Below are 22595 nucleotides of genomic sequence, written 5' to 3'. Positions count from 1 at the left end.
TGCTGGCAGGATAAACTTTCCAATCAAACTCAGACTTTTAGGACGAAAAAAACTCGTGAAGGTGGCTAAATGCGTTTTGTGATTGAGTTTGACTCACAAAGGGAGGATGATAATCAAACAGTAGAATTACCTGTTGAGGCTGAAAGTACATCTGTTGATAATAGATCGCTCGTTGGAAAATATGCCATTGTTACGAGTTTGCTTGTTGTTTGTATCGTTGTACAGCCGATATCTGTATTGATTGAATCGCAATCTGTGGTGCAATCTATCCAAACTTTGGTCAATCCACGTTCTAGCAGTAGTGATTTGGCATCGCGGGTGTATCAAGCAATGCAGCGTAAAGGCTATCAGATATCCCAAAACCCGGAAGAAGTTAATATTATCTATATTCGCGGTGCTGACGAATTTGGCAAACCAAATGGGAATCGCATTAATTCTTGGAGCGATCGCCGTATAATCTTGCAGTTCCGCAATGGGAATCCAGCAATTGTCGGCAATTGGGCGGCGACAGTGAAGCCAGGACTGCCAGCGATTAAGAATCCTTTGAGGAAAACAGGTGCGGCGTTTATAGAACCCGGTCAATATCAAGCTTGGCGGGTTGGTACGCACCACGGAATATTTGGGCGAGTTGAGCCGGGGCTGGTTCAGGTTGCTCCGGTGAAGTTTCGCCGAGATAGCGATCGAGATGGTGATGTGAATAACGAACCAATACAGTCTGGAAGCATTGGGCTGAACCAGCATTCGGGAAGCAATCAGCTTTTGGTTGATAAGGCTTCCTATGCGTGTCTTGCGGGACAGTCAGAAAATGGACATCTTCGCGAGTTTATGCCTCGGGTGAAATCTGACCGTCGTTACCGTCAGAATCCCAATCATATCTTTACAACAACCATTCTAGATGTCAGTGACTTGTAATGCGGTTGGTTATTGATTTTCGCGGTGGAGGGAATCACGGTGCAAAGCGGATAAAGCCTCCTATGAATCGGAATTGGGGTTATGCGATCGCAACTTCATTCTTAGTTGCAGCTATGGTGATTCCCCAGGTTTCTCAATGGGTTGAATCGCAGCAGTTGGTTAAATCTCTCTTGAGTGCTTTGCACGGACCAACTCAAACAAATGGCGATAACAAAACTGTTTCTACCGAGGGGTTTGTTTTTCCAACCGTGGCTGGTAGTCCCGTTACCTCAGAGTTTGGTTGGCGATCGCATCCAATCACGGGACGGCGTAGCTTTCATGAGGGTATCGATTTTGGTGCGCCAATGGGTACGCCCATTTATGCAGCAGATTCGGGTGTGGTGGTGAGGGTAGGCGACAGGGGAGAGGGTTATGGAAATGCAGTTATTATCCAACATCAAGGAAATATTTCGACTCTTTACGCTCATGCCAGCAAATTGTACGTGGTTGAAGGGCAACAGGTTGTGCGGGGACAGGCGATCGCGGCGGTAGGCAGTACGGGTTTTTCAACAGGACCGCACTTGCACTTTGAAGTTCGGGTTAATGGCGTAGAACGGAACCCCCGCCCCTACCTAAACAAGTATCTAGCAAAGCCTTGAGGAGAATTCTGAATTCTGAATTCAGAATTTAGAGCTTCTGCAAACTGAATTCTGACTCCTAAGTTCTGACTACTTTCTTGGTAATTTTTGTATGCTCGGATGCATTTTGATTTCTGGTTCAATTGGTGCTGTTGGGTGTGTCGTTGTTTCTTATGGAGTGGCGTCATTACCATGTGAGTTAGCCTCTAAAGGTACGGTTTGTCAAGCGAGTCGTGTTAATAAAGCGCTTGATAGCTGGAAATTTGGATTTGTTGTTGGTGGTTTAGCTGGTTTGATTTGGAGTCCTCGCCATCAATTGATATCCCGTTTTCAGCCAGTTCATTTGTCAGCTGCTTCTTTAATGACTTTGAGTCTTTATTTTTCAATTTCTCAGGGGACTGGTGTTTCTTCAGTATCTTTAAAAGACAGAGTTAGTACAAGTTCTTATCCACCAAAGTTGAGTGCTTTTTTAGCAACAATTCGTTGGGCAGAAACGGGAACGAGTGAGCCAGAAAGTTATCGCAAATTAGTCTTTAACGGAACTTTTGATGATTTTTCAACACATCCGCAAAAGAAACAGTGCGCTCCTATCAATGGGAAAAGGGTTTGTTCAACGGCAGCTGGTGCATATCAAATGTTAAATAGAAGTTGGCAAGACTTAGCACCAAAGTTAAACTTGAAAGATTTTAGTCCAGCTTCTCAGGACAAGATGGCAATTGAATATATTCGTCGTAATAACGCCTTAAATGATGTCGAAGCAGGAAGGTTTGATGCTGCTGTTTATAAAGTCAGAAAAGTTTGGGCCTCATTCCCTAATAATAATTACGGGCAGAACAGTAAATCAATTGAAAAATTAAAAATTTACTATGAACAACAACTCCAAAAGTATGAAACTAAAAGGATTAAAAGTTATTATAGCAGTCCTATTTGATAGATTAAAATTATTAACCGCAAAGACGCAAAGAGCACGAAGAAAAGAGAGAAGGGAGCATTTTACAAATGAATTAGGACTGCTATATAACCACTCACTTAATTGAATCGTGAAAATCTCCGCTCTCTCTTTCCTCTGCGTTCTCTGCGTCCTCTGCGGTTCAAAAAAATTCATTCCGCCAAATATACAGGATTACTCTCATGTTAGTGCCATATAATGGTAACGATAATATTGAATATCAAAAACAACAGGTTTTGACGGCAATTGTACAAGCCAAGCAAGATGGTTTGAGCCATGAAGAGATTAGGTTGAATGTATGGGAAGCTTTACCTTCATCAATCGCTTCTTATGCTGAAACTGTTCTACAGCAAATTGATTTTCAGACGAAGTTATCCCGCCCGATTATTGAATTTGATTTAGAGTTTTTATTTCGGTCAGTATATTCTGCAGTACTTTCTCTCACAAGTGATGAAGAAATATTATCAATATGTGCAGAACACTGTACTTTAAACCAGTATGAATTTGTGCGTTATGCTCTTGAATATATCCATGTCAATCGCGTTCCATCAGAGTGGGAGCAGAATAACGTCTATCGAAAAATTCTTGAAATAATCACTCTCTCACCCATCGAATCCTTATTTGAGTATATTGATGCTCTCAAGAATATTTATCTCAAGCAAATTGGATATGAAGTGGTTCAAGAAAATCTTTACAAGTTATTTGTTAAGAATAAACAGGTGAGTTATTTTCTAGATTTAGCTAATAAAACTAGAGATAATCTTATCAAAAATTATTGTTATCGAACCGCAGCCCTTGTTGCGGGTGTTACGGGTCAGCCTACAGATTTGCAACTGACAGGAAATAGCTTAACCATTAACGAACCTAAATCTTTAGACAGTCAGAGAGCTATTCATGAAATCGTTCATTCACAAATTTTAACTATGGAACAAGCAGGAAAGTTATTAGTTGATACTTTGGAAGATTTTAGTATCAATGCCAAGTATGTCAATGCTAAAACTGGTCCTACCTTTAATCGCATTAAGGTAAAACTGGGACGGGGTGTGAGTTACAAGAAGGTAGAAGACATTGGGAACGACTTAGTACAGCAGCTTGGTGAAGAATTAGGTTTGAAAGTTGCGCCAATGGTGAGTGTAGTCCCTGGAGGGGTAGTATTTGACATACCGAGACTGGACAGACAGTTTGCCTATTTTCGCGACTACATTAGGTTTGACGGCGAAGCTGACATTTATTCAGTCTCTATCCCCGGTGGTGTTGATGTCGATGGTACCTATGTTGAAATTCCCCTGTATAGCGATAACGTCACCCATATTCTGGGGGGAGGGCGAACTCGGGGAGGGAAGTCTCAGTTTGAGAAAGCAGCCATTTTGTATTTGGTACGGCGCTATCCACCATCAGTAGTGCGGTTGGCGCTTTCGGATGTCAAGCGCGTGACTTTTGGTAAATTTGATGGACTACCCCATCTTGTTGCTCCAGTTGCGCGAGATGCTGAGGCTACCGCCAACTTACTCGATTATTTGGTTGAAGAGATGGAATTGCGCTACCAAGAGTTTGAGCGCCACAGCAGTATCGAAACCATCGCTCAGTATAACTTGCGGTTTGCACCCGGTATTGTCATGCCGCGATTGGTTTGTCTGATTGATGAGTGTTTTGACTTGCTTTCAGATGATAAGTATTGCTCGCGCATTGAGAACGCGCTGATGAAGTTACTGGCAAAAGCTGGTGGTGCGGGGATTCATGTCCTGTTATACACGCAGCGACCTGACAAGAACGTCATTGATCCTTTGATTCGTTCAAACTTCCCAACCAAAACTGCTTTTGTGACAACCCGACCTGAAGATAGCTGTATTATCCTTGGGGATGATAAAGACAAGCGTGCGGTTTATTTGCTCGGATACGGGGATTTCTTGTATAAGACAACTGAGGTAGTACGGCTTCAAGCATTGTATGTCGCTGATGATGAAGACCCTGAATACTTTCAGCAGTTACTTTTAGAAGCTCAAAACCATAACGATTCTTATACTGCATGGGAGTCTCAACTGGATTTTGATGAATTTGTTGCTAGTTTGTATGGCAAAGGCAACAGTCATGATAGCGACGGATCTAAGCCAGTTGCTAGTTCTAAAACCAAGCGATCTCAGACTGATTTTGAGGGGAGTTTTAGTTTTAAGGTACAACTTGATGAGTCAGCAAAAAACTCTATTTTGAATTTGCATCGTAAAGGTTATCAACTTGATGAGATTGTTAAAGCCGTCTTCAATTTATCACGTCATGATGGGCGATCGTATAAGAAATTGAGAAACGTTGTTGAGGAGTTTTTGAATAGCTTGAAAGGAGGTGACGATAGTGATATATGAACTCACAATGCCTTTACCTGCTACCATGAATGAAATTATCAATCAAGCGCGTTCCGGGTGGCAGGCAAGCAATCAACTGAAGAAGTATTGGACAAATTTAATTGGAGAATTTGTTTTTGAATGTGGATTTTGTTTGGATAGTACTGTATGGATTGAGTTTCATTGGTATCTCAAGAACTTTGGGCGAGATAGCGATAATGTAGCAGCTGCTGCCAAATTTATTATGGACGGATTGGTTGCAGGGCGAGCAATTCGTAATGATAACCTGACAGTTATCCAATCGCCTGTCGTTCATTACTATCATCGCAGTCATGGTGATGATGGCGTGCTCTTAAGACTTTCACAATCCCCTGATTTTTTATTAGATAACTTGATTCTGTCTAACCAGTTTTCTCAAAAGAGTTTAAAAAAGTGTTGTCAAACAATTACACATTTACTATCGACTTAATTGGAGATTCAACCTTGAAGAGTCTCGTTGCGAATCATATTACATTATGCGGTAAACATTGGATTTTCATAAAGCGATCGCTTGATTTATGTGCAAGTTCGACCCTTGCTACCGCTCTTGGAAACTGAACTGTTTCCGAACCCGAAAACTAGCTTTTACAAAACTAATCAATTTTGAAATAGCTAAAAGAGTAGGGCAGTAGGTCAATAGTTTAGCTTCCAAAAATCCCTAAGAAGCCGGGACTACTAAGTGGTCAACGTGCATTGTTTATGGAGGGATTATGTTAAGGAAACTGGTACACTGTTTGAAGAAAACTCATTCATTTTTTGGATGTCTGTCCTTAGTTGTTGTAGCTGGTGGTAGTCTCGTCACTGTCACAGGTTTTGGAGTATCGCATTTAGCAAAGGCTGGTGTTCCTGCTGACCGAGAATTTTGGGAACGGGTAACACACGCTGGTGTTGGAAGTATTGTTCTGGGACTTGTTGGTACAGTTGCAACAACTGCAGTTGGTGTTTCTTTGGGCAGTTTTGATGAGGAGAAAAAGGAGGAGAAAAATCAAGAGTCGAGTCAGGTGACAGTCAGTCAGCTTTTGTCAGAATCTTCTGAAGATGGCCAGTCGATAGGTGAGGATACATCTGATAGTCGTAGGATTTACAGCTATCACCTGCTTGAAAATTGATGGTCATCCTAACTTTTTGGAGGATGGGTTGGTACTTTGTCGAGTTGAAGCTCAGGAGCAGCAACTGCTTTATAGCTTTATATCGTCTAGCCAACTAGACCAGCTAGCCACTATTTACGGCGAACTTTATGATGTTATTCCCAGACTTGTCGGCAAATGTTTCTCATCGTATCAACCTTTTCCTAAAGAGGCGTTGGACGAATACTTACAAATTCACCGTCGTTATACCGAGGCGGTAGAAAACGGTCATATAGGAGATGAATATTTGCAATCTTGCAAGGGTTGCTCTTATTTGTTTGCTGAAAATCATGTTGTCTGTGCGCCACAGCCTCTCGGTTGGTATGGAGTTGATTGTCCGGATAAGCGTTGGGTACCGCAAAGGGCGTTACGTCCTTATGAGGATGATGCCGTTGTTGCAGGACTTAATCAAGGATTGGAGTTATGCAATGTGGCTAAACGCGATTGCATGATTTTAGTTCGCGATGAGTATACTAGTCGATGGTTTTCTTTCAACTTTGATGGTGTCTTGTACCCATCATCTGACAAGCTTACAGAACTTGATGATATAGCAGGTCTTGCGACTTACGTTGACTATTTTCGTCACCGAAAAATTGTTGAGTGCAATTATTCAACTGCAGATTACATTGACCGCTGGCGCTACGAATTGGCAAATACTAACGTGACGATTGATGTCACGGACAATCGGATTATTGTTCGTGAGGGTAAGTCATTAGGTAGTAAGTTCCATGAGTTTAAACTGAATGGACAGCCGTTTAATGCGTATTCTTATGCGTGTCCGTGCGATCTGAGGAATAACTACAACCTAGTTTCTTTAGTTGATTATTTGAAGCGTCGTTCTCACAAAAAAGAGGTGCCGTAATGTTGCGTAAGCTGTGGGATTTTGAAACATCTAATTGTATGACTGATTTCGGCTCTGAATATTTTAGAGGTGCTTTTCGCGTAACGGTGGCAACAGCCTCGCCTTTGTAAACCAATTCAAAAATTACTGGTTTCAAACAATCTAGTTGATTTAATTGACTGGGGCAATCTCACCTCCATCTCCATTTTTACTGGGGTGACGTAGAAAATTCATTCAGCACGGGGGCAATGTGCCCCCACTACTGGGTGGATTCTCTACAAAAACCACCCACTAGTAATTATTGGAGCCACCACAATGTTAGTCACATCTGATTTGATTTCTACTATCAACGATTTACTCTTTCCTGTTTTGTTGTTTGTGCTGAGTTTTTGTACGTTCTGCTACTTTTACAGTCCTGAAAGTTTTGAGAATTGCGTTCAATCTCATGATGCGAACTGTGTTGATAAGACTCTTCAGGATTTGGCTCAACTGGCAGATTTAGAAGCTCCTGTTGCTACTGAACCACCTACTTTTATTTCTGATTCAATTGAGATAAGTACTTTAGAGTTAGAAACTAAGAGTGTTTGGGAAGAATCAACAGTACCTACAGTAGGAGCGGAACAAACCAAAACAGTAGTGTTAGTCGATGTTGGCAGAGAAAAACAGTTGCTAACTGAATTAGGTGCTCGCAAGCTGCGCTCTTTCTGTAAGGAGCGAAAGTTAAAGGGTTACTCTGTTGTTTACAACAAACACAGCCTGGATGGTTTGGTTGATTTTTTACTAGCCCGTGGGTTTACCTATTCACAAATTGTGGTTGATGTTGCATAGGGCTTAACCGATTCTTGTCCCGGTTTAATAAGGGATTTTCCATTGGAGGAAAGATAATGATATTGAGATACCAATACTATCGTGAGTTAATTGATAAATTGACTGACAGCAAGAATATTAACTTATATGGAAAAGAAGGAATTGGAAAGACTTACACTGTTAGGGAATGCCTGCTAAAAGATATTCAGTTACAAGCCGTGTATCTAAGTTTGGAGTATCCCTTTTATTTGGATAATCTTTTTGAAGCGATCGCCATGAGTTTTGAACTCTACTACTCTTTAGAATGGAGTCAAGTGGTGAATTGTTTATCGCAAGGTGCAAGCAAGCTTTTGGTGCTGGATAATTTTGACAGATTGCACTTGGCTAGTGAAAATTTTGCAGAGGACTTATCCAGGTTGAAGATGCTTGCTGACCTTGACAACTTCAGCATACTGACGATTTCTCGCTTACCTTTAAAATATTTTCACTTTGCCAGCTTTACTAACTGCTTTGAGGATTTTATAATGGATGGCTCAAACTGTTGGATATTCTAATTAGTTACAACCAGAAAAAATTTATTGAAGAAAATTCGACAGAGGAGTGGTTGACATTGAACCGAGAGCCTTGTCAGATCATGCAATTTGGTCTGAAAAGCATTGCTAAGTCTTTCTTATTTTTTCATCAAAGCCTTGTTTAACATAGGTTAACAGCTAACAACCTTAAAAAAGTGAGGCACGATTACTTAAGAAGATAAAAAAATATGTGCTAAATCATAAGCATTTTTAAAAGATGCGATCGTAATTAGAATTCTATCAGACCACACCCACCTTCTGTGTTTTGTCCAGAATTATTGCACTAACAACATTCGCTTCTCAATTGCTTCCCAAGTTGTTGGCGATATCCGCACAGCTGCTTGTTTACATTGCACCAGAAGTGAATTAGCATACAAATAATTTTTTAGTGCTTCTATTTCCTCTTCAGACAAATATATTAGGTCTGAATTTAAACGGAGAGTATTAAACCAGGTTTGTACAACACGCTCACGAACTGCACGATGAAGTGGTTGCTGCGTGTCAGAAAGTTGAGCTTTCAGTACTTCTAATCGTGCAATTAGTACATTAAAATTTACACTTTTATTAAATACTTTTATTTTTTCAAATCCGCCGGTCAGGTCGAAAGCTTGGGTATGGGAGAGGAAATAGTGAGTCAAATCAAAAGAGAAAATAGAAGCGAGAGCGAAGGCATGGACAAGGGCAAAAGCACGAGCATCAAGAACGCAATCATGAGCAAAGGCAATGTCAAGAGCGAGAACAAGAGCTTGGTCAGGATCTAAGGCAAGAGAGGAAGCAAGGTCAAGAGTAAGGAAGAGAAAGATAGCAGCGGTGCGTTTAGCAGCAGGTTTAATATCTCCTACCGATCCAGTTGTTACTTGGTTTACCCAAGTAAGTAAGGCTTGTAATTTTGGAGTATTGATATACTTTTGTGTTGCTTTTTCTATTAGTAAAAGCAACTCATCAGCCCCTCCTCGCATTAATCCTGCTACTTGCAAAAATACCTCTTTCCAACGCTGTTCTGTTAAATATGTTGCAACTAATTTTTCAATTTGGCGTTGGTCATCAATGTACTGAGCTGTCAAATACTCCTGAAGTGTGAGATGGGAAAATGAAAATACACCTTCTGCTCGTTCTACCAGAATCCCTTGTTGAATAGCGATAGCATTCAGAACTGCTTCACCGTCTAATTCTTTAGGTGCATTCAAGTTACTTGCCAAAAAACTTTTAATTTCTTCAACTATCTCTCTCTTTGTAAAAAATAACTGATTTAATTCAAAGTTTTGACAAGCAATTTTTGAAAGTAAAATTTCTTCTAATTCGGTATTTAATCCTTGATAAATTTTATCCTGTAAAATTCGCTTCTCTGCTGCCCATTCCTCTAACAAAATTCTTAAAGCTTTACGGTAAAGAATACTCCGATTGTCAGGAAAATTCTGTGAGCGATTATAAACCAAGCAAAGAAAAGTTAATAATAAGGGAGTATGTGCTAATTCTTTAGCAGCACAGTTTTCTGGTTTTTTTAGTATTTCCCAGCATTTTTGGGCTGTCCCTGCTTCTTTGTCTGCCTTTGATCCGAACCAATTTAGTATAAATTGCTCAATTTGAGTATCATCAAAATCCGCCATTACTACATCAGTGAATCGCCGAAAGTTATGACGATAAGCTGCTGTTCTACAAGAAGCAATAAAACGATTTTTTTCATATTTATCAACAAAATTCTGAATTTGGTTTATAGTTTCATTTAAGTTGTTTGTGGAAACTTCATCAAGACCATCTAACAAAAACAGTAAATTTCCTTTATCCATCAATTCTAATGCCGATTCTTCAGCATAGGGGAAGCCACATATCTTCAATTCTTCTGCTATTAATTCTTTAATATTAATTTCTTGAGGATTAAAGCTTTTAAGTTCAACAAAAACAGGAATACAAAGATGTTGAAATATACCTCTTTTTCCTTTAAGCGATTCCAGTCCCATCTTGCGAAGAAATGTTGACTTTCCAGAACCAGGTCCACCTAAAACCATAAGGTATTGCTTGTTATTAACCACTTCAATTCCTTCATGTTTGACCCCATCTGCAAGTCTAAATCCTCGATTTTTAGCTTGACGAAAAACTTCTTCTAACCTTGAAATAGATTCAAAACTATGAATTGCTGTATTATCCAAAAACTGAACAGCAGTATATACCGACTCTAATGTTACAGGCTCTTGCATCCCTAATACTTTTAACTGACCGTGCCGCTCTGTATATTTTTGAATATATTGCTGCGAGGCTTTGAAAATCAAATTTTGTGTTCTTTTATCTAAAGTTTTGACCAATTTACCTCCCTGCTCCCAAACGACCTTAATAACAAGAGCAGTTAGGTTTTTGGTGGCTTCAAATTCAAGTCCTGTCATAGAAAGCACGGATTAGTTAGTAACTATCTCAACTGTAAACGATATTATTGAAGCAAAAGTCGTGCTTCCTCTCGTAGTGGCAGTTATCTCAGTATTGCCAAAAAGGCTGCGTGAAAATCTGCTACGATATGTAAAACATAATAACATGGGGGCGATGTTGCTTAAATTTACCGAATCGGTATAATGATTGGGTAAACACTGAGAAAACCTGGTTTTAAGTTATTTTAGATACCAGTGCTATTAACTGACGCTGATGGCTTTCTTGGAAGATACAACTCTTCACCTGATATTAATGCAGTAAGGTTAGATTAATGTATTAGTCCTATGAGCAAAATTACAGTCTTCACTTTTTTTAGTTAAGCAGGTTGTTTACCTCTCATAGGTGCAAGAAGCACGTAACTGAGTTAAGTGAAGGCTTCACCTTTATGAGCTGCTTTCCAACAAAACTGTTTAAACATATTTATATAGGCTATGCCAACTCAACCATCAGTCAGCGATATAAATAACCAGTACGTCAAACAGCTTTTGAAAACACTAATAGCTGTTAAGAAAGGTGACTTTTCAGTTCGGATGCCCGACAATTACACAGGCATAGCTGAAAAAATTGCCGATACGCTGAACGACGTTATTAAGCTAAATCAACAAATGGCGACTGAGTTAGAGCGTATTGGTAAAGTGGTGGGTAAAGAAGGCAAACTTACTGAGCGTGCCTTACTTGGAGGTGCTCATGGTTCTTGGGCAGCTTGCATTGATTCGGTTAATACGCTGATTACAGATTTAGTTGAGCCTACGCTTGAAACTACTCGTGTGCTTCAGGCAGTGACAAATGGTGATTTATCTCAAACTATCTTCACTTACAGTGATGGCGAACCCTTGAGGGGAGAGTTTCTCAGAACTGCAGAAATCGTTAACACGTTGGTGAAGCATATCAACTCCTTGACATCTGAAGTAACGCGGGTAGCTCGTGAGGTAGGAACCGAAGGTAAACTTGGCGGTCAAGCATCACTGACTAATGTTGCGGGAACTTGGAAAGACTTGATGGATAATGTGAACTCCATGGCGGGTAACTTGACGGCACAAGTGCGTGGCATTGCTAGGGTTGTGACGGCGATTGCTAATGGTGATTTGAAGCGGAAGTTGATGTTGGATGCCAACGGGGAAATTGAAACTTTGGCAGAAACGATTAATGAGATGATTGATACGTTGGCAACTTTTGCTAATCAAGTAACGACGGTGGCGCGTGAGGTGGGGATTGAAGGTAAGTTAGGGGGACAAGCGAAAGTTCCTGGGGCGGCTGGTACTTGGAGGGATTTGACTGATAATGTGAATGAACTTGCTGCTACACTTACTACTCAGTTACGTGCGATCGCAGAAGTAGCAACTGCAGTAACGAAAGGTGACTTAACACGTTCGATTTCCGTAGAAGCACTGGGTGAAGTAGCAATCTTAAAGGACGATATTAACCAGATGATTGCTAACCTGAGAGAAACAACCCAGAAGAACACCGAACAAGACTGGTTGAAGACGAACCTTGCTAAGTTCACCCAAATGTTACAGGGTCAGCGAGACTTAGAGACAGTTACCAAGTTAATTCTCTCACAATTAGCACCACTGGTAGGAGCATCTCACGGTGTCTTCTATATTATGGAAAGCTTAGAAGACAATCCATTCTTAAAGCTTTTAAGTAGTTATGCTTACCGGGAACGCAAGCACCTTGCCAACCGCTTCTTTCTTGGTGAAGGTTTGGTAGGACAATGCGCTTTGGAAAAAGAACGCATTCTACTGACGGAAATACCTTACGATTATATTAAAATTGGTTCTGGATTGGGAGAAGCATCTCCACTTAATATTGTGGTTTTACCCGTCCTCTTTGAAGGACAAGTCACAGCAGTGATTGAACTGGCGTCATTCCGACGCTTCAGTGAAATTCACCTAACTTTCTTCGACCAACTCACCGAAAGCATCGCAATTGTATTAAATACTATTGCAGCTAGCATGCGGACTGAAGAGTTACTCAAGCAATCGCAGTCCTTAGCACAGGAGTTACAAGCACAGCAAAACGAACTCAGGGAAACAAACAAGCGCTTGGAACAACAAGCCCAAACCCTAAAAGCTTCCGAAGAATTACTGAAAAGGCAGCAAGAAGAGCTACAACAAACCAACGCCGAACTGGAAGAGAAGGCAGAGTTGTTAGCCCAACAAAACAAAGAAGTCGAGCGCAAGAATCAGGAAATCGAACAGGCAAGGCAGTCTTTGGAAGAGAGAGCAGCACAACTAGGGCTTTCCTCAAAATACAAGTCTGAGTTTCTGGCAAATATGTCCCACGAGTTGCGAACGCCACTGAACAGCCTGTTGCTCCTTGCAAAGCTGCTTGCTGATAAGGATAATAACAACCTAACCCAGAAGCAAATTGAATATACCCGCACCATTTATTCCGCTGGAAATGATTTACTAGGGCTAATCAACGACATTCTTGACCTGGCAAAGATTGAATCTGGAACTATGCCAGTAGACATCAACCGGATGCTATTCTCTGATTTACGCAGTCAGATAGAAAGCACCTTCCGTCAAGTCGCACAAGACAAAGGGCTTAATTTCATAATTGACTTTGCTCCTGAACTTCCTCCCTTCATCAACACTGACTCCAAGCGTTTACAACAGGTGCTGAAAAACTTACTCTCCAATGCTTTTAAGTTCACCGATCGAGGTCAGGTGAGTTGGCAGGTTAGGATAGTTGCTGAGGGATGGAGTCTCGACCAGGAAGTTTTGAATCACGCCAACACCGTCATTGCTTTTATCGTAAGCGATACAGGAATTGGTGTTGCACCAGATAAACAAAAGATTATATTTGAGCCGTTTCAGCAAGCAGATGGCTCCCCCAGCCGTAAGTATGGTGGCACGGGTTTGGGCTTGTCAATATGCCGTGAAATTGCCCAGCTTTTGGGTGGCGAAATTGTCCTGAACAGCAGTTTGGGAAAGGGCAGCACCTTCACCCTCTACCTACCGTTAACTTATCTGTCGTCCACAGCAACAACCTCAGTCAGTAGTTCGCTCACCAGCAAGCCTCAGAGTGAGTATCAGACAGCTAGCCCGGTAATTACCACCCCAGTACCGTCTCAAGCAAATGATTTCAGAAGTAATCTAGCCGCTGAGTCTCAACCACTTAAGGAGTTTTTGCCTCAAAGCAGCGCTCTTAAGGATGACCGCGACGAACTCCAACCTGGAGATCGTACACTGCTAATTGTTGAGGATGACGTTAACTTTGCCCATATTTTGTTGGAGATGGCACGGGAACAAGATTTCAAAGGGGTAGTCGCCCTACGCAGCGATGACGGTTTATCGATGGCACAGGAATACAAGCCCGATGCTATCATACTGGACATCCACCTGCCAATGATGAATGGTTGGACAGTGCTAGATCGCTTGAAGCATAACCTCAACACCCGTCACATTCCCGTCCATGTTATTTCAGTTGACGAGGAACAGCAGCGAGGTCTAAAACTTGGGGTCATCGGGTACTTACAAAAACCCGCGACCCGCGAAGCTTTGACAGAAGCCTTTTCCAAGATTAAGACTTTTGTAGAGCGTCAGAGGAAAAACCTGCTAGTGGTAGAAGACGACGAAGATCAATGCCGCAGCATTGTGGAACTTATCGGTAACAGCGATGTCTCCACAACTACCGTTAGTACTGGTGCAGAGGCTTTGGCGGTACTGAAAACACAGCAGTTTGATTGCATTGTACTCGATCTAGGGTTGCCAGATATAACTGGTTTTGAACTACTTAAGCGAATTAAACAGGAAGTGTCGCTCTCAAATTTGCCGATTATTGTGCATACAGCAAAGGAGTTAACTCAGCAAGAACAAAACGAAATTAAGCAACTAGCTGAGACTATAATCATCAAAGATGCCCGTTCCCCAGAGCGTCTGCTAGACGAGACAGCATTGTTTCTGCATCGCATTCAAGAAAATTTACCAGAAACTCAGCGCCAAATGTTGGAACAGATACACCAGACCGACGCTGTGCTGGCTGGTAAGAGAGTGCTGATTGTTGATGATGATCTACGCAACATTTTTGCTCTCACTACCATGCTGGAGTGGTACCAGATGCACGTTGTGTACGCTGAGAACGGCAGGGATGGTATTGCTGTATTACAAACCACCGCTAATATTGATGTTGTACTAATGGATGTGATGATGCCGGAAATGGATGGATACGAGACGATGCGAGTTATCCGTAAGATTAGACAATTTGCCTCACTGCCAATGATTGCGCTTACAGCTAAAGCTATGCCGGGCGATCGCGAGAAGTGTATCGAATCGGGTGCATCAGATTACATCACAAAGCCTGTAGATATTGAACAGTTGCTATCGCTGCTACGCGTTTGGCTTTATGACGCAAGGTAGAGTCGAGAGGAGTACTATTACTCTACCCCTCTCATCCAAAACTAGTAAAAATCAATGAGTGGCATAATGACCCCAAGTATCGAATGTCAACTCCTTCTACTGAACCAACTCTCTAGGTCGTTCCCGCGATGGTTTCAGTGCGAAAATACACATTTGGTGTGAGGGTAACCGTAAAGCAATAACTTTTACTGATTGAATAAGTCGAAGTATTCAAATTTGAATACTTCGATTGAAGTGCTGTTGCTTTATTAACTTGAAGCTGCTATTTCTTCTTGGTACTGTTCCAGCAAGCGCCCTATGCTTCTTGGCGATATATCTGAAACGATTCCTCTACGTACTGCTTCAGATGCAATGAGCTCGTTCTTGGCGTGTTGCGATCGATAACTTCTCTCGTTCCATTTACTAATTTCAATGATTTTGGCAACTTCGACTTGTTTGCACTTTCTGGGTCTTCCGTCCTTTGATTCGAGAAATTGTTTGATTAATTCCCTTAGCTCTTCTTCCGTTTGAGATGTGAATGTTGCATTTAACCACTTTTTACGCCAGGTCGATACGTGATGGAAACTAGTTCCTGTCTTTTTGCATATGTTTGTATTACTCTCACCCTTAGCAGCTTCCAGTATGACAAGCGCCCGCTTGCTGATATACTCTTCTTCTGTCTCAGCAATTGATTCCAGTAGTTTTTTTTCTACCTCGTCTAGTTCTACAGGAGGCGCTTTTGGAACTGGCATTCCTTGTTTACCCCTTTTTTCACTAAATTAGTTTTGCCAAAATGTATATTAGCTGATATACTCTTCAAGTATAAGTATTATTCCAAATAAATCAAGACCTTGAACCAACAAAGTCTTGAGGGAAAAGCAAGCCAACCTGTTGTAGCAGGCTGGACAAATGCTCTTTATCTGTTTTTACTTAATTGAGTCCATCATACCATGAATCTACTGCTCTGTGTACGCCTTCCCTTTGACAGGTGTTTCCTTTCTCCGTATTGGCATTCGGTAAATTGCTTAAGTATACGGTACATTTTTGCAAAACTTCGCTTGTTTTTAGAGCGAAGGTATAACAATTTTCTTATTTCAGAAAACTTAATAGTGTCTAAATATTTTAGGCATTTGGGTTGAATTCAGTTCCCCAAATGCTTTTTTGGTATGAATTTGAGCATTTGGAGAACAACAATTAGGACGATTAGGACGATTAGGACGATTAGGACGATCGCGAGTTCAGTTTTGTTCCACTTATGTCTTTGAAGATTTTAGGGTATAAATATGTACAATTTAGACCATCAGCAGGTTGTTCATCTTCCTCCAGATGAACTAGTTGTTCACCCAAGATTAATAGAAATTTACGGTGAAGATGAAGATCGCCCCTCATTGGAAGCAAGTATTCAGCGAGAGATGAGGATTCTTGTTCCAATAGAAGTTTCAGCACGCACGGGTGTAAATGTCGTCATTGCGGGTAAATGTCGGTTACAAATAGCTAAAAAACTGGGTTTTGCAACTGTTCCAGTCTTTTTTGGTGAATACTCTGGCGAGGAAGAAGAGTTGAAAGCTCTGTACGACTTGAATATTCACCGAGAAGAGAAAACCCATTTTCAAAGGTTTATTGAGGGTGCTTACTGGGAACCTCAGCTTAAAGAACAAGCCAAAGAGCGACAGAGGGAGAATGCTCGACGGCTAAACGATCGCAAACAATCAACGAAGTGTTCAAATTTGAATACTTCGTCAGATGACATGAGTTCTCAAGAATCTAGAGAATTGCCAGTCCTTAAAGAGGTTGCCAAAAAAGTAAAGCTTAGTGTTGGTAGCTACCACAAAGGGAAAAAAGTTTACTCGTATATTTCTCAATTAAAAAATGAGGGCAAACTACGCTCGGTAGCAGCGCTGCAACAAGAACTCAACCGCAGTATTGACACAGCTTACAAGTTTGTGCGTGATGAGCGTCGGGAAAAAGTATTAGATGCGATCGAGCGCGGCGAGGTAAATACCCTTCGTGAAGGTAATGCTCTTGTGCGTACAGGTTCTCGTAACCCATGGCGTAAGTTTGAAGTTGGACAAGTTTATCTATTTAAAAAGGAGCCGCGACCAGATTTTTATCAACAGGCTCGCGTAATTAAAATTACAAACGAATTTGTGATGTTTGCTTTTAGGAATTCTAAAACTAATGATTTAGAGACCATAAGTTTGAGACCACCAAGTATTGATGCCACATTACAGGAGGAACCATCAGTGAAGGAAAGAGCGCGAATATTGCGGTTGTTAGAGAAATTTGGTTCGATTTATCCACTACGGGTAGCACTGAGTGAAATGCTAAACATTACGAATTTGACAATGGAGGAGGAACGATTCTTAGCGTATCTTGAGACTGGCAAGTACGAGGAGATGATTAAGGAGCGTGAGATTGAATTTGAAATAACTAGAAATAAAAGTACTGAAGATCGTTGTGCTGCATAAAATGTTGACCTACGGGGCTTCTAACGGGCTATCTAAAGACAGCCAACTATACAAATACAACTGGTGGTAGGGGGTACGCGATGAGCAAGTATATCCGCACGAGCCGTGCTAATCCTTGTCCTGTTTGTGGCGACATTCGCGGGCGCTGCCGTCATCTGCCGAATAGCCCTGATACTGTATTATGCATGACGGCAACAGATGCATATTCAGCACCAGAAGGCTGGAAATTTATCAAACTTACCCGTGATGGGTTGTGGGGAATAATACGACGCGATACTGGTGATACTGATGAAGCTTCGAGACGCGAGTGGGCAGAATATTGGCGTGACTTACATAGCCAACGCTTGCAACAAGAAAAAGCTCATCGTGCTGCAAGTCTTACCGAAGAGGAGCGCGATCGCCAAATTCGAGATGTTCTCGGACAACTACAGTTATGTCAAAAGCATGAATTCGACTTAAAACGCCGGGGACTCAATGAAGAGTTAATCGTTGCAGGACAATTTAAATCGGTTAAGCAATGGCAAAAACTCGATAGAGAAGTTTCTCACCGTTTGGCAGGTGTTTCTCTTGGGGGACGTTCTTTGATTACCCCTCAATCTGGCTATCTTTGTCCTGTATGGAATCCTCTAGGACAAATTATTAGTTGGCAGTTGCGGGTTGGCAATATTGAAGTTGATGTCCCTAAATATTTTTGGGCATCCTCTCGGACAAAAAAACGCCCCACAGGACCAACGGCTCACTTGCCTAATGGCGAGTTACCTCTGACTTTTTGTACTCCTGCGATTCAGAACGAGTACACCCTCAACGAAAACGCTCCTATATCCTTTGCTTACATTGGACTTGCTGAAGGTATCCTCAAACCTTGGATTATTGCCCAAAAAAGAAATCAAATTACCATTGGTGCTGCGGGTGGTAACTTTGCCTCAAGCCCTGAAACTTTCAAGCGGTATCTCACTGCTGCAAGCGAAAAGTTGGGCGGTACAAAAGATTTGCTCTTGTGGGCTGATGCAGGTGCAGTTATCAATAAAAATGTGATGCGTCAATACCGAAGGACTCACGAGTTAATCAGGAGTTGGGGGTACACTCTGAAAGTAGCTTGGTGGGGTCAAGTTGATAAATATTGCGCTGATGGGGATGAATACGCGGGTGAATTTGAAATTCTGAGTTGGATAGAGTTTGAAAGTTTATCGCGCCATCCCCAACGCGTTTGGGATGATGTGAAAATTCAGTTAGCCAAAATCGAAAAGCTTTTACGTCCAAAGCGGGGTTTTAGGCGACGGGTGAAGAGATCTATTAGCAAGAATGCTCCACAAGAAATATTAGTATACACTCCAGAGGATTTACCAACTCCCGAAGAATACCAAAGAATGGGATGCCCTAAGATTGTTTATCTGGGAGACGAACGGGTTAGTCTTTGGATGGAAGCAGTTGCCAAAGGTTGGCAACACATCTTAGATAAATCAACTCCTGGGTTAGGGAAATCTCATACAGCTGGAAGCATGACGCCACAAGAGTTTGGCAGTCGTCAACTGTGGTATCTTGCGATCGATCATCGCAATCCAACGACGATCGCTGTTGAAGCTAATTTTGTCGATCTACCCCCTCGCCATAGTGGTTTGAAGAGCGATCCCACTCGACTGACTCCCCTCGGACAGCCCTTTTTAGTTCACCCGAATGGAATTGAAGATGTGACTGCACCTGGTAATTGTCATCGAGCAGGTACCTTCCGCGCACTCGCTGCAAAAAATCTTAACCAAATTGAAGAATCTAACAACCCAATTTGTTTCTCGTGTCACCTGCTGAATGCCTGTCGTCACAGTACTGGTGCGGGGTTTGGCTATCGCTTTCGTCGGCATTCTGTTCTTCAAGAGATCCAAGTTAGAGCGCATCCAGATAGTCTGCCCTCCCCAGATGATTACCAATTTTCTGATTGTGGCATGATTTGGGATGAGGCTTCTCAACTTATGCGATCGCGCAAAAAAATTGAAGTTCGTCTGGGCGATTTCAATCGAACAGCGGGTGAGTTAGCTGTGAATGCACCGGAGTTGTTTGCCAAACTCCACCCTCTTTTTGAGCGATTGAAGTTTCTTTTTTGTGCTGGGGAGTCAAAATCAAAAACTCCATGGTTCGCGTCAGATATTCAACTCCCAAGTTGTAGTCGTTATGGTTATGATGATACTGCTATTCGTCAACTCCTCGGTCAACCACTTGATGATATTGTGGATATTATTGATGAATTGACGAGCCTGCTTGCTCCCAACTTAACGTTTTTAGCTCAAAGTGCTCTCAGTATAGATACCAGTGCTGGTACTAAGAGCGAACGTGCAACTTCCAGGCGAATCAATAAATTATTGCGCTCAACTGCTTACCAAGAGTCTCAACAAGCTCTCGAAGCAGTCGCTCTGAATTGGTTGATTCCACTGTTGTCAGTTTGGGGGAGACACATCCATGGAGCATTTAATTTTCATAGAGGAATATTGACGGTACATTTGTCAGAAACCCGCCACCGGGATGTCGCGAATGCAGCGCAGTTCAATATCTACTTGGACGCTACATTAGATGTCAGGTATCTTGCTTTGAAGTTAGGAGCGCTTATTGAGGATGTACTTGTTGTTGAGCAAGTCACCCCAAGCCATGAAAATTTGAAGGTGGTGCAAATCACAAATATGGGTGTTTTGGGACGCGATCGGCGATCGTCTATGCATCACCGCCTAGAAGCACTACGGTCCGAGATTGAAGCCATGTCCCCTGGTGTGGCTTTTATTGAACGCAAAAGTTTTGCTCAACCGGGTGATGGCTACCATTTTCGCGATAGTAGAGGCGTGAATCGTTTTGCAAATGCTCCCGCTCTTTGTTCGATTGGTATACCTTATCCTAATATTGGTGAGTTAGCAGCAGAGTATCAAGTTTTAACAGGTCATTCAGTTAATTTTGATTTACCCCAAGTGCTCTCAAAACTGGGTGATTCAACAACTCCTTTCCCGCCGAAAGATGACCCAAAGGTGTGTCCAGAAGCAGGGGGACTCTGGAATTCTGGAGAAGAAATTACACCGCTCGTCTTACACCCTCAACAGAGCCAGACTATAACCTTTGAAGACTTTGTTGATAGCTTTGTGAGAGCAGAAATTATTCAGGAAGCGGGACGGTTGCGATCTGCCCTCCGGGCAGGAGCGAAGCTATCGCATTTACGTCCACCAGAGCAATTAGTTTACTATTTTGTAGGAGATTATGACTTAGAATTTTTATCCGAGGCAATGCCTGGTATAGTCTTGGAGAAAATCTCATCAGCAGAAGTTTCCCCTGAAGCTGGAACAAAGAATCAGCGAGCCATCTGGTTAGTTTCTTCTTTATTTTCTACTATTTTTCAACAGGGGAATAAGAAACCAAAGCAAAAAGAAATTGAAAACCTCTCGCTCTTAGAGAGCGAAGAAGGAGGAATTACTCAAGGAAGGGTGAGCCAAATAGGCAGACTGTTTGGCGGTTGGTCAATTTTCGCCAAGTTAATTACCGAATTATTATCAATTTTTCTGGAATCTAATGAATCAGATATTACCCAATTTAATGAAGATGAACGTTGGATAAAAGATGTCTATTTACCACTTCTAGTTCATGCAGGTGAAATTCCAAGAGTTGAAGCAGTCAAAGAAGCGATCGTACTTGTATCAGTTTATGGTTGGGAGACTTTTCGTCAGATACTAAAATCAGTTACTCTTGATATTCAAGTCATTCTTTTTGAATATTTAGCATTAATGATTCCTGAAGATATCCTTTCAATTTTTGTTCGCCTAGGTCAAGAACTTCATTTAGATTCTTCTTAGTACCAAACTTAATCTAACAGCTAGTCATTTGAAATTTTCAACATAAATATACAGTCAATACGATTCGGTTGACATCTATCACCCACGTATGGTGAGGCTATACAAGCTTGGTTCGTATGGCTGTCGGCTGTCTTTGGTGAGAGTTTATCCGAACCGTATTGAGTATACAGTCATCCAGCATTTATTTTCATATCTGCTGGCTATTTGTGTTGGCTGAAATTATACAAATATTTATTGTAAAAAATAAATATTTGGATTTTTAGATTTTTTCTATTGATGATTTTTGATATTTAATTAAATATCAAAAATTTTAAATCTTTATTATCATTAATATGAATATTTTGAATTTTTCAACACAGAATTTATCTAAAATTTTTATATTTGTTGTTTCAAAAATTTAAATCCATAGGGTTTTTATTTAAATTTTGAACATACATTAAGATGCAAAAGCTTATACAACAAGCTTAAAGCCTAAAAACTCATTCAGAAATCAAACCGGGTTTTTATATTAGTTTTGTTTTTATAAACTAAACTAACTAAATTAATATTTGAGAAATCAATTTTTCTTGAGGATTTTGTACTCAAAACTCACAGTGTAACAAGTTAGAAAAATACGGGTACTGGGTATATGTCCCAAGTACAGCAGCTACCAACTGAGAACCGCTATATATGATTTGTGCAATGCCCACACGCATTAAGTAACTTGTGCGTGTGGATATCGCCTTTATGCGGGCGCTTCATACCATTGCATAATTATTGACATCTCTTACCGCTGTTTTTAGCAACAACCGTGACTAACTTACTTTCTTTTCTTGGTACATTCTTTGAAGCCAATAGTCATCTTTGCAGTAATAGTCGTAGTTTTTGTTTATGATTCTGACAACTTTTTCTCTTGTGTCGGTGCTATCAAATAACTCTTCAGCTGTTTTATACAAGGGATTGTTAATTATTCCGCGACAAAGTTTGATAGCAGTCCAATTTCCTAGTACAGCCCATTGCAGCCAGTAAAGCGTAGCAGTTTCGATAGTGATGGGTTTTACTTCTGACAGTTCATTTTTCTCTATCAAAAACTCGATATCGTGGTGTGAAACTGGTTCTCCGCGTTTTTCTTCTGCTCTTATAAAGCTCAAAATTGTACTAAACTTCTTACCAATAACTCCACTTACCTGGTTGGCATCTAGAAATAGATGATTTTTTGTTTGATACCATTTTGTATCTCTTCTATGTCGATAAATATTGATACTAATACCGTTAATATTTATTGTTTTGTAGTTACTACTCATAGATTTAGAGCCTTCTTACAAAAAGGATACGGTTCAATTTTCAATTTAGCTGATGGGATTATTTT

General features: G+C 41.1%; 14 protein-coding genes and 1 pseudogene. 12 read left to right on the top strand and 3 right to left on the bottom strand.

Annotation, left to right across the window (positions count from 1 at the left end):
• Nucleotides 1–69 precede the first annotated feature (69 nt).
• From WA1_RS51040 to WA1_RS51000, 9 genes are all read left to right on the top strand, one after another.
• Nucleotides 70–912, top strand: coding sequence for a hypothetical protein (locus WA1_RS51040; RefSeq protein WP_017740807.1), 843 nt, complete (start codon nt 70–72; stop codon nt 910–912).
• The gene (locus WA1_RS51035; RefSeq protein ID WP_017740806.1) at nt 912–1550 is read left to right on the top strand and encodes a M23 family metallopeptidase; all 639 of its coding nucleotides are present in this window, start codon (nt 912–914) and stop codon (nt 1548–1550) included. The genes WA1_RS51040 and WA1_RS51035 overlap by 1 nt, the downstream gene beginning before the upstream one ends.
• A gap of 91 nt (nt 1551–1641) precedes the next feature.
• Entirely contained in the window at nt 1642–2460 is an 819-nt protein-coding gene (locus tag WA1_RS51030) for a glycoside hydrolase family 24 protein (RefSeq protein WP_017740805.1), read from the top strand.
• Between the two features lie 200 nt (nt 2461–2660).
• A complete protein-coding gene (locus WA1_RS51025; RefSeq protein ID WP_017740804.1) occupies nt 2661–4835 on the top strand; it encodes a DNA translocase FtsK in 2175 nt (724 codons plus the stop codon).
• Nucleotides 4836–4842: 7 nt separating this feature from the next.
• Complete coding sequence (locus tag WA1_RS51020) at nt 4843–5283, top strand: hypothetical protein (RefSeq protein WP_017740803.1); 441 nt, start codon at nt 4843–4845, stop codon at nt 5281–5283.
• Between the two features lie 280 nt (nt 5284–5563).
• Nucleotides 5564–5962 carry a hypothetical protein gene (locus WA1_RS51015; RefSeq protein WP_017740802.1) on the top strand — a complete coding sequence of 133 codons (399 nt, stop codon included), beginning with the start codon at nt 5564–5566 and terminating at the stop codon, nt 5960–5962.
• Nucleotides 5907–6842 (top strand): hypothetical protein, encoded by a 936-nt coding sequence (locus WA1_RS51010; RefSeq protein ID WP_158516806.1) that lies wholly within the window; start codon nt 5907–5909, stop codon nt 6840–6842. Before WA1_RS51015 ends, WA1_RS51010 begins: the two co-directional genes overlap by 56 nt.
• 294 nt (nt 6843–7136) lie before the next feature.
• The gene (locus tag WA1_RS51005) at nt 7137–7649 is read left to right on the top strand and encodes a hypothetical protein (RefSeq protein ID WP_017740800.1); all 513 of its coding nucleotides are present in this window, start codon (nt 7137–7139) and stop codon (nt 7647–7649) included.
• A 56-nt stretch (nt 7650–7705) separates the two neighbouring features.
• The gene (locus tag WA1_RS51000) at nt 7706–8182 is read left to right on the top strand and encodes an AAA family ATPase (protein ID WP_017740799.1); all 477 of its coding nucleotides are present in this window, start codon (nt 7706–7708) and stop codon (nt 8180–8182) included.
• A 293-nt stretch (nt 8183–8475) separates the two neighbouring features.
• Here the strand turns inward: WA1_RS51000 and WA1_RS50995 are convergent, their stop codons facing one another.
• Nucleotides 8476–10578, bottom strand: a complete 2103-nt coding sequence (locus WA1_RS50995; protein WP_017740798.1) for an NACHT domain-containing protein — start codon at nt 10576–10578, stop codon at nt 8476–8478.
• A 933-nt stretch (nt 10579–11511) separates the two neighbouring features.
• Between WA1_RS50995 and WA1_RS50990 the strand changes: the two are divergent.
• A pseudogene (locus WA1_RS50990) lies at nt 11512–14982 on the top strand (response regulator); the annotation flags it as partial.
• 248 nt (nt 14983–15230) lie between these two features.
• Here the strand turns inward: WA1_RS50990 and WA1_RS50985 are convergent.
• Nucleotides 15231–15713, bottom strand: coding sequence for a COG3415 family protein (locus WA1_RS50985; protein ID WP_017740796.1), 483 nt, complete (start codon nt 15711–15713; stop codon nt 15231–15233).
• A 531-nt stretch (nt 15714–16244) separates the two neighbouring features.
• Between WA1_RS50985 and WA1_RS50980 the strand changes: the two genes are divergently transcribed.
• Nucleotides 16245–17429: a ParB N-terminal domain-containing protein gene (locus tag WA1_RS50980; protein ID WP_017740795.1), complete on the top strand. Its 1185-nt coding sequence runs from the start codon at nt 16245–16247 to the stop codon at nt 17427–17429.
• An 80-nt stretch (nt 17430–17509) separates the two neighbouring features.
• Complete coding sequence (locus WA1_RS50975) at nt 17510–21247, top strand: hypothetical protein (RefSeq protein ID WP_148663096.1); 3738 nt, start codon at nt 17510–17512, stop codon at nt 21245–21247.
• Between the two features lie 794 nt (nt 21248–22041).
• Here WA1_RS50975 and WA1_RS50970 read toward each other — a convergent pair.
• Nucleotides 22042–22530, bottom strand: a complete 489-nt coding sequence (locus WA1_RS50970; RefSeq protein ID WP_017740793.1) for a hypothetical protein — start codon at nt 22528–22530, stop codon at nt 22042–22044.
• Nucleotides 22531–22595: the final 65 nt, after the last annotated feature.

Source organism: Scytonema hofmannii PCC 7110, assembly GCF_000346485.2.
In the GTDB taxonomy this organism is placed as follows: Bacteria; Cyanobacteriota; Cyanobacteriia; order Cyanobacteriales; family Nostocaceae; genus Scytonema; species Scytonema hofmannii.
Note: the sequence above shows the minus strand (reverse complement) of the source record. Positions and strands in the feature narration are given on the sequence as shown.